Below are 8,955 nucleotides of genomic sequence, written 5' to 3'. Positions count from 1 at the left end.
CCCCGGTGCAGGAAGTACGGGGTTTTGTGACGCTGGCAAACGTTTCAGTTTCGCTCTGCGTTTAGGATGGGCTCAGTTTCCTTGGGCCCCCTTTATCTGAAAAGGAGTTCTGCATGCCCTCCAGGTTGGGGTCACTGTTTACGCACCATCAGTTATCGCCGGTGGTCATCACTGATGCCAGTTGGTACCGGTTGGCGGATGATATGGCGGTGGCGCTGGCGTCGTCCCGCCGTAGTCTGATCTGGCTTAATGCGCCCCGTGGCGCCGGCAAGTCCGCCTGGCTGCAGGCGTTGCTACCCTCTCTGAGAACGGATTTCTGTCTGCTGAACCTTCGTGCAGCGGCTGACGTGCAGGAAGTGCTGGAGCGCTTTGGCGGCCATTCTGAGCTGATCCATGGTCCTGCGCCTGCGCTGATTCTTGATAATCTCTCCCCTGCGGAACTGATGTCCCTGCTGGCGGAGCCGGACCATCCCGCCCGTCATCTTGTTCCCGACCACAGTGGGCCAATCATGCTGCTGAGTCCTGAAACCGACGGTGATGCCATTGCGGCCCGTCGTCTGGAGCGAGTGACCGGCCGGTCTCTGGTGCGTCATGACTTGCCTGCAAGCAGTATGGGTCAGAATCAGGCAGTACTGGTGGCTCATCAGGCCGCTATTGAGAAGCGCTGGCAGGTGCAGATCACTGACGAGGCCATGGAGTTTGCTGTGGCCGGTCTGCGTTACCGGGCAATGCCCGGGCAGGTAGTGGAATGGATGGAACGGGCCGCTGCCAGGGTAGCGGTGGTGGCCGAAGAGGGCCCCCGGGAGTGCCGGCGCCTGCGCGCGGAAATCCAGACTCTGGAGAAACGCATCAAAACTGCCCGCAAGCGGGACCTGCCCACGGAAGACATGATTCGCACCAGGGATGAGCTTTCTCTGGAGCTGACCGCAGCCGAGATCGACTGGCTGGAGCGGCAGTCAGACGGCACGCTTACCCAGGTTTTACCCACTGACCTGCGGGAAGAGCTTGAATCCCTGACCGGCAAAGGCGATTATCCCGACTTGCCGTTGTCGTCTACCTTGTTGTCTGGTGAGGATTTAAGTGAGCGATCTGGAAATCTACGTGCGTGACCTGAAGCCCGGCCCGCTGGCCAGCTGGCTGGAAGCCAACTTCGACCACCTGGACCAACCCCTGACTGAAACCGGCGCCAAGGCCGGTCTTATGAAAGCCGAGGGCCGTTACCTTGGGCACCGCGTGAGAATCACGGTTTACCCGGAGGCCTTCGGGAAACGCTTCAGTTCTGTGCTGCTGGAAGGCGAGAAACTACCCTGGCAAACAGATCTCGACTGCGCCCGCAGCGCCTGGCGCGCGGTCGAAGGCGAAATCCGCTGCAGCCAGGGTGAGTGGAAAGAGGGCGACCCGGTAGAGGAAGAGAAATGGTGGCGCCTGGATGATCGGGGCGAGCAGCTCGTCGTGTGGAATTAATAGTGCGGCGGTGGCGTTTCTTCGTGTTCCGCTTTCAGGTTTGAAGGCGCCATCTCCTTTAACTGCTTGTGCATGTTCTGTTTTGCTTCCCACAGTTTGCGGATATCCATCTCCTGTTCTGCCAGTTGGTCGCTGAGAGTGGTGATGGTATCGTCCTGAAACGCCAGGCGGGTTTCCAGTTCATCCAGCCGTCTGGTCAGTCTTTCCAGTTGTTCTGCCAGTTGCGCTTCTGTGCTTTGGGTCATGGTCCTGCCGCTGTCTCTGTGTCGATTTGGTCATCATTACGAATAATCTGCTATTATGCCGCTTTTGTTGGCCGGGGTGTCAGTTTAGGGCGTTTTCCCGGTCTTTGTGCCGTTTCTTTCACGGCGTTCGTCATGCGTTTTGGTCGTTACAGGCTGTTATGGCCCGGCCAGGCGTTTTCTTACTGTTAAGTCTGGAGAGTGTTTTATTCATGCGTAATCCCGCAAAAGCGATTGTTTCAGCGGTTCTGGCTGCTATTCTCGCACCCCTCGTTCTGGGTTTTATACTCGTTACGGTTACCCCGGAGCTGTTTCTGATTCTGTCTCAATACGGTTCCAGTGAACTGGCCGGTCGTCCGCAGTTTGTTCTGGGCAGTGTTCAGGGTATTGCTGCCTACGTCATCAGCGTGCTGGTGTTCACCATCGTTGGCGTGATTGCCATTGTCCTCAGTGAACGTAAAGCCGGCCCGGCCGCAAGTCAGCGTCGCGCTGCACCGGCCGGTAACAATGATTATGAGGATGACGATGGCTACGATGACGACGAGGAAGACGATCAGGACTACGGCCCCGAAGGTGGCGAGGAAGGCACCGTAAAGTGGTTCAACGTCAAGAAAGGTTTTGGCTTTATCGTCCGCGACAGCGGTGATGAAGTGTTCGTGCATTTCCGCGCCATCCGCGGCCGCGGCCGCCGGGTACTCCGTCAGGGCCAGCTGGTCCGCTTCGACGTGGTAGAGGCCTCCAAGGGTTTGCAGGCGGATAACGTTTCTACTCTGGATTAGAACAGCAGAACGGCCAAGGATGGCCGAATTCAAACCCCGTTCATCCTGGTCCAAACTCCGTTCATCCTGGTCCAAAACCCGTTCATCCTGAGCCAAATCCCGTTCATCCTGAGCCTGTCGAAGGATGGAACTCCGAAGTCCACGCCCTTCGACAGGCTCAGGGCGAACGGAATGGGTTCAGGCTCAGGGCGAACGGATTATCTGAATAGCCTCACCCCAGCAATTCCACCAACACCTGCTCATAGATATCCGACAGGGTATCCAGATCTTCTGCTTTCACGCACTCATCGATTTTGTGGATGGTCGCATTCAGTGGTCCCAGTTCCACTACCTGTGCCCCTGTGGGCGCGATAAAGCGTCCGTCTGAGGTGCCGCCGGAGGTTGAGAGCTCGGTTTCGCGGCCGGTGACGGTGCGGATGGCGTTCTGGGTGGCGGCTACCAGGGAACCCCGGTCGGTGAGGAAGGGGCGGCCGCTGAGGTGCCATTGCAGGTCGTACTTCAGTTCGTGACGATCAAGGATGGCCACTACCCGCTCTTCCAGACTTTCTGCGGTGTTTTCGGTGCAGTAACGGAAGTTGAAGTGCACCAGCAGCTCCCCGGGCACGATGTTGCTGCCGGTTCCTGCTTCCACCTTGGTGATCTGGAAGGTGGTGGGTGGGAAGTAGTCGTTACCGTTGTCCCAGAATTCCTTTGCCAGGGCATCCAGGGCTGGCGCCGCCAGGTGCACCGGGTTTTCGGCCAGGTGCGGGTAGGCCACGTGGCCCTGAACGCCGTGTACGGTGAGATAACCGTGTAACGAGCCTCGGCGACCATTCTTGATGACGTCGCCCACCTGATGGGTGCTGGAAGGTTCGCCGATCAGGCACCAGTCAATTTTCTCATTGCGCGCCTCCAGGGCCTCCACCACCCGGACGGTACCGTCCTGAGCCGGGCCTTCCTCGTCGCTGGTGATCAGCAGGGCGATAGAGCCCCGATGGTCGGGGTAGCGGGCGATAAAGCGCCCACAGGCGGTGACAAAGGCTGCCAGGCTGCCTTTCATATCAGCGGCACCACGTCCGTACAGATAACCCTCACGGATCACCGGCTCGAACGGATTATGGGTCCAGTTTTTCTCCGGCCCCGTCGGTACCACATCGGTATGCCCGGCAAACGCCAGCAGCGGACCCTCGGTGCCCCTGCGGGCCCACAGGTTGTCGGTCTCACCAAAGCGCAGCAACTCCCCCCGGAACCCCAGCGGCCCGAGATGGTTCATCATCAGCTCCTGGCAGCCGGCGTCATCCGGGGTGACCGACCGCCGCCGGATCAAGTCCATCGCCAGTTCAAGGGTGGGGGATAGGGACATCAGTGGGCCTCTTTTTTGCTACTGCGTGATGATTTTTTGTGCACGAAATTCTGTTCATTCTGACCCTGAGCTCTGAGCCTGTCGAAGAGCCGAAGGGGCGAAGGATGGTACTTCAGAGTCTGCGCCCTTCGACAGGCTCAGGGCGAACGAGGCTTGGTGCGCTGTGACGCCTTTATCCGTTCATCCTGAGCTTGTCGAAGGATGGGAACTCCGAGCCCTCACTAACCAATCAGTTATTAGCGTGCAACTGCTCATTCAGCTCAATCGCGGTCTTGTTGGTTTTGCACTCAACAGCGCCGGTCTGGCTGTTACGGCGGAACAGCAGGTCGGGCTTGCCGGCCAGGTCGCGGGCCTTGATGACTTCTACCAACTTGTTCTGGTCGTCCAGCAGCGCGACTTTGGAGCCGGCGGTGATGTAAAGGCCCGCTTCCACGGTGCAGCGGTCGCCCAGGGGGATGCCGATGCCGGCGTTAGCGCCGATCAGGCAGTTCTCGCCTACTGCGATGATGATGTTGCCACCGCCGGAGAGGGTGCCCATGGTGGAGCTGCTGCCGCCCAGGTCGGAGCCCTTGCCGATGATGACGCCGGCGGACACGCGGCCTTCGATCATGCTGGTGCCTTCGGTGCCGGCGTTGAAGTTGATAAAGCCTTCGTGCATGACGGTGGTGCCTTCACCCACATAGGCACCCAGGCGGACCCGGGCGGTGTCGGCAATGCGCACGCCCCGGGGCACCACGTAGTCGGTCATCTGCGGGAATTTGTCGACCGACTTCACTTCCAGCAGTTTGCCGTTCAGGCGAGCCTGCAACCGGCGCTCTGGCAGCTCATCCAGGTCGATGGCGCCTTCGTTGGTCCAGGCCAGGTTCGGCAGCAGGCCGAAGATGCCATCCAGTTTCACGTTGTGAGGCTTCACCAGTCGGTGAGACAGCAGGTGCAGCTTGAGGTAGACCTCCGGGGTGCTGGTGGCTGAAGCATCGCTCTCCAGAATGGTCACCACCACGGGACGCTCACTGCCGGCGGCCTTGCTGGCCAGGGAGGCTTGGTCGCTCAGGCTGGTTGAACCCAGGGCATCGGCAAAGGCAGTGAGTTGCTCCGGGGTGACGTCAATGGCCTGGTTGCCACCTGCGTATCCCAGGGTATTACCGGCGATCTCCACCAGGCTGTTATCGGGCATGAGCACCGGCTGCTGATAAAACACCTCCAGCCACTCACCTTTGCGGTTCTGGGTGCCGATACCGATTCCGAATGCAAAGCTCATCTGCTGTTCCTCTGGTTAAGACCGTTTCAATCAGTTCAAATATTTGGCAGCCCACTCATTGGCACTAAAGCCAACGCTGACCTCGTCGCCATGCTCCACCACCGGTCGTTTAATAATGGACGGGTTGTCGAGCATGATCTGGTGGGCGGTTTGGGCGCTAATGGTATCACGAACTTCATCAGGCAGTTTGCGCCAGGTGGTGCCCCGTTTGTTGAGCAGGGTGTCCCAGCCGATGGCCTGTTCCCAGCATGTCAGCAGGGTGTCGTCAAGACCGTCTTTTTTGAAATCGTGGAAGGTGTAAGCCACGCCATTTTCATCCAGCCATTTGCGGGCTTTCTTGACGGTGTCGCAGTTTTTGATGCCGTAGAGTTTCATGGTGCTCCGTTTTCTTTATTTACCGTTCATCCTGACCCTGAGCCTGACGAAGGGTCGAAGGATGGGGCTTCGGAGTTAGCGCCCTTCGACAGGCTCAGGGCGAACGGGCCAAGCAACAGGCTCAGGGCGAACGTGCTTAGGTTGCAACTCCAAACTCTGCCAATCAGTAGTCTTTAACAAACCGCACAATCCTCTCAGCAGCTTCCACACATTCCTCCAGCGGCGCCACCAGGGCCATGCGTACCCGATTCTCGCCAGGGTTGTAGCCGTCGATGGTGCGGGACAGGTAGCGGCCGGGGAGTACGTGGACGTTCTGGCGGGCGGACAGTTCCAGGGCGAAGGTTTCGTCGCTCATGGGGGTCTGGGGCCATAGGTAGAAGCCGGCGCCCGGGAAATCCACGTCCATCACTTCCTTGAGCATGGGCACCACGGCGTTGAATTTGGCGCGGTAGGCGGCGCGGTTTTCGCGGACGTGGTCTTCGTCGTTCCAGGCGGCGATGCTGGCCAGTTGGTTGTGTACCGGCATGGCGCAGCCGTGGTAGGTGCGGTAGCGCAGGAACTCTTTGAGGATGCGGGCGTCGCCGGCCACAAAGCCGGAGCGCAGGCCTGGCAGGTTGCTGCGCTTGGACAGGCTGTGGAACACCACGCAGCGGGCGTAATCATCCCGGCCCAGGGCGGCGCAGGTTTGCAGCAGGCCTTCTGGTGGGTTGTTTTCGTCCGGGTAGAGTTCGGAGTAGCACTCGTCTGAGGCTACGATAAAGTCGTGACGGTCGGCCAGTTCGAGCACCCGGGTCAGCACGTCCCGGGGGATGACGGCGCCACTGGGGTTGCCCGGGGAGCACAGGAAAAGGATCTGGCACTCTTTCCAGACATGGTCCGGCACGGCGTCAAAGTCCGGGATAAAGCCGTTGCTGGCATCACATGGCAGGTAATGGGGCGTTGCTCCGGCCAGGAAGGCGGCACCTTCGTAGATCTGATAAAACGGGTTGGGGCTGACCACTTTGGCCGGGCCGCTGGCATCTACGGCGGCCTGTACGAAGGAGAAGATGCCTTCGCGGGTGCCGTTTACCGGCACGATGTGGTGTTCGGCACTCAGGGTACCCGGGTTAAGCCGGAAGCGTCGAGTAGCCCAGTCAGAAATGGCCTGCCGCAGTTCAGGAATGCCACCGGTGGTGGGGTAGTTGGCCAGCCGGTGCAGGTTGTTGGCAATCACCTGCTTCACGAATTCCGGTGACGGATGCTTGGGTTCACCAATGCCCAGGGAAATGGCGCTCAGATGTTCCGGCGGGACCACGCCTGCCTTGAGTTGTGCCAGTTTTTCAAAGGGGTAGGGGTGCAGTCGGGACAGATTGGGGTTCATTGGGTGTTATCCAGCATGGTGCGGAGATCGTCCTGCAGGGCCTGGCAAACGTCCGGGTCGCGGATCGGCCAGCCGTGCTCGTCGGTTACAAAGAAAACGTCTTCTACCCGTTCCCCGAGGGTGGCGATCTTGGCGTTGGCCAGCCGTACCCGGTGCTCCAGCAGGACCTGACCGACCCGCGCCAGCAGGCCGGGGCGGTCCGGGGTCACCACTTCAATCACCGTACGTTGATTAAAGGTGTCGTTGGAAAAGGTCACCTCGGTGGGAAACGAGAAGTGCTTGAGCTGCCGGGGCGTGCGGCGATGGATGATGTTCGGGTAGTCTTCCGGGTCGTCCAGCTCGTCCACCAGGCGCTGGCGGACACGTTCCTTGCGGGCCGGATCTTTGCCCAGGGGCTGGCCCTGTTCGTCCAGCACCACATAGGAGCTGATGGACCAGGGGCCGGACTTGGCCACGCTGATGCGGGCATCGACGATGTTCAGGTTCAGCTGCTCCAGCACCGCCGTGGTGGCGGCAAACAGGGCCACCCGGTCTTTCAGGTAGATGACGATATGGGAGTAGCCGTCGGTGGGTCCGCCGCGGGTATCGCGGATCAGCACCAGCGGATCGGGGCTTTCACCGTGGTGGATGATGGCGGCGGTCTGCCAGGCGATGTCGACTGTGGAATCCTGCAGGAAGTATTCCTCGTCCAGGGTGTCCCAGATGGCGTCAATCTGCTGGTCAGTGATGTTCTGGGCGTGGAGGATTTCCCGGGCCTCGGACTGTGTGGCCCGGACCCACTCTTCCCGGTTAAACGGTGTCTCCGTGCCCCGCCGCAGCGCCCTGGTGGTCTCGACGTACAGCTGACGCAACAGCGAAGCCCGCCAGGTGTTCCACAACTTGGGGTTGGTGGCGCTGATATCGCAGGCGGTCATCACATACAGGTAGTCCAGGTGGACCTGGCTGGGCACCGCCCGGGCGAATTCATTAATGATGTCCGGGTCGGAAATGTCCTTGCGCTGGGCGGTCATGGACATCAGCAGGTGATTCTCCACCAGCCAGGCAATCAGCTGGGTGTCCCGCTCGCTGAGGTGATGACGTTTGCAGAAGGCTTCGGCGTCGATGGCGCCCAGTTCCGAATGATCACCACCGCGGCCCTTGGCCACGTCGTGGTAAAGCCCGGCGATGTAAAGCAGCTCGGGTTTGGGTAGCTGGTGAATCAGGCGCGATGCCAGCGGGTATTCGGTGCGGCTGTCCGGGCTGTTCAGGCGCACCATGTTGCGGATCACCCGCAGGGTGTGCACGTCCACGGTGTATATGTGGAACAGGTCGTGCTGCATCTGGCCGATGATCTGGCCGAATTCCGGCAGGTAACGGCCCAGTACGTTGTACTTCTTCATGTTGGACAGGGTTTCGTCCAGGGCATGGGGGGTCTTGACCAGTTCCATGAACAGCGAGGTGACCGCCAGGTTGTTGCGGAAGCGGTCGTCAATCAGGTGCCGGTGGGCTCGCAGAGAGCGGATGGTGGAGGCGCGGATGCCCTTGATGTCCGGGTTCTGGGCCATCAGCACGAAAATTTCCATGATGGCGTAGGGGGCGTAGGCAAAGCCCTGGTTGTTGATGGCCTCCAGATACTGGTCCCGCAGCTGGAAACGGTTATTGAGCGGATGAATACGGGCTTCGGTGCCGGCCTGGAGGATGGCCTCATCGTAGTACTGCAGGATCACGTCGGTCAGCTCGGCCAGGGCCAGCACGGTGCGATAGTAGGCCTGCATCATCAGCTCGACGCCCAGGCGGCGGCCTTCATCCTTGTAGCCCAGCATTTCTGCCAGTGCCCGCTGGTGATCAAACAACAGCCGGTTTTCGTTGCGGTCTGCAATCAGCTGCAGGCCGTAGCGCAGCTGCCAGAGGAAGGTTTCGCCGTTCATCAGCACTTCGTGTTCTTCTTCCGTCAGAATGCTGAAGCGGGTGAGATCCGAAAGGCTGTCGAGGCCGAAGTGACGCTTGGTGATCCAGCCGATGTTCTGGATGTCCCGCAGTCCGCCCGGTGAGCCCTTGATGTTGGGTTCCAGGTTGTACTCGGTGTCGCCGTATTTCTGGTGGCGCAGCTGTTGCTCTTCGCGTTTGGCGATAAAGTAGTCTTTGTCGGTGCTGAC

General features: G+C 59.9%; 8 protein-coding genes and 1 pseudogene. 3 read left to right on the top strand and 6 right to left on the bottom strand.

The window, feature by feature from the left end; all coding sequences use genetic code 11:
• Window positions 1–113 precede the first annotated feature (113 nt).
• A complete protein-coding gene (locus tag AAC035_RS14815; protein ID WP_339805480.1) occupies window positions 114–1,109 on the top strand; it encodes a hypothetical protein in 996 nt (331 codons plus the stop codon).
• Entirely contained in the window at window positions 1,081–1,464 is a 384-nt protein-coding gene (locus AAC035_RS14810; RefSeq protein WP_339805478.1) for a hypothetical protein, read from the top strand. Before AAC035_RS14815 ends, AAC035_RS14810 begins: the two co-directional genes overlap by 29 nt.
• On the opposite strand, the gene AAC035_RS14805 is transcribed toward AAC035_RS14810, so the two are convergent.
• Window positions 1,461–1,709, bottom strand: a complete 249-nt coding sequence (locus AAC035_RS14805) for a SlyX family protein (protein ID WP_339805476.1) — start codon at window positions 1,707–1,709, stop codon at window positions 1,461–1,463. The genes AAC035_RS14810 and AAC035_RS14805 overlap by 4 nt on opposite strands.
• A 581-nt stretch (window positions 1,710–2,290) precedes the next feature.
• Between AAC035_RS14805 and AAC035_RS14800 the strand changes: the two are divergent.
• Window positions 2,291–2,485: pseudogene (locus tag AAC035_RS14800) on the top strand (cold-shock protein); the annotation flags it as partial.
• Between the two features lie 211 nt (window positions 2,486–2,696).
• Here AAC035_RS14800 and dapE read toward each other — a convergent pair.
• The 5 genes from dapE to glnD all read right to left on the bottom strand — a co-directional run.
• Window positions 2,697–3,827, bottom strand: coding sequence for a succinyl-diaminopimelate desuccinylase (gene dapE, locus AAC035_RS14795; RefSeq protein ID WP_339805474.1), 1,131 nt, complete (start codon window positions 3,825–3,827; stop codon window positions 2,697–2,699).
• Between the two features lie 229 nt (window positions 3,828–4,056).
• A complete protein-coding gene (gene dapD, locus AAC035_RS14790) occupies window positions 4,057–5,085 on the bottom strand; it encodes a 2,3,4,5-tetrahydropyridine-2,6-dicarboxylate N-succinyltransferase (protein ID WP_339805472.1) in 1,029 nt (342 codons plus the stop codon).
• Between the two features lie 30 nt (window positions 5,086–5,115).
• The gene (locus AAC035_RS14785) at window positions 5,116–5,460 is read right to left on the bottom strand and encodes an ArsC family reductase (protein WP_339805470.1); all 345 of its coding nucleotides are present in this window, start codon (window positions 5,458–5,460) and stop codon (window positions 5,116–5,118) included.
• Window positions 5,461–5,623: 163 nt separating this feature from the next.
• Window positions 5,624–6,820 (bottom strand): succinyldiaminopimelate transaminase, encoded by a 1,197-nt coding sequence (gene dapC / locus AAC035_RS14780; RefSeq protein ID WP_339805468.1) that lies wholly within the window; start codon window positions 6,818–6,820, stop codon window positions 5,624–5,626.
• The coding region (gene glnD, locus AAC035_RS14775) for a [protein-PII] uridylyltransferase (protein ID WP_339805466.1) at window positions 6,817–8,955 on the bottom strand (2,139 nt) is incomplete at its 5' end. The genes dapC and glnD, both read right to left, overlap by 4 nt.

The organism is uncultured Marinobacter sp., from assembly GCF_963974375.1.
Taxonomy (GTDB): domain Bacteria; phylum Pseudomonadota; class Gammaproteobacteria; order Pseudomonadales; family Oleiphilaceae; genus Marinobacter.
The sequence above is the reverse complement of the archived record's forward strand: the minus strand, read 5'-3'. Positions and strand labels throughout refer to the sequence as shown.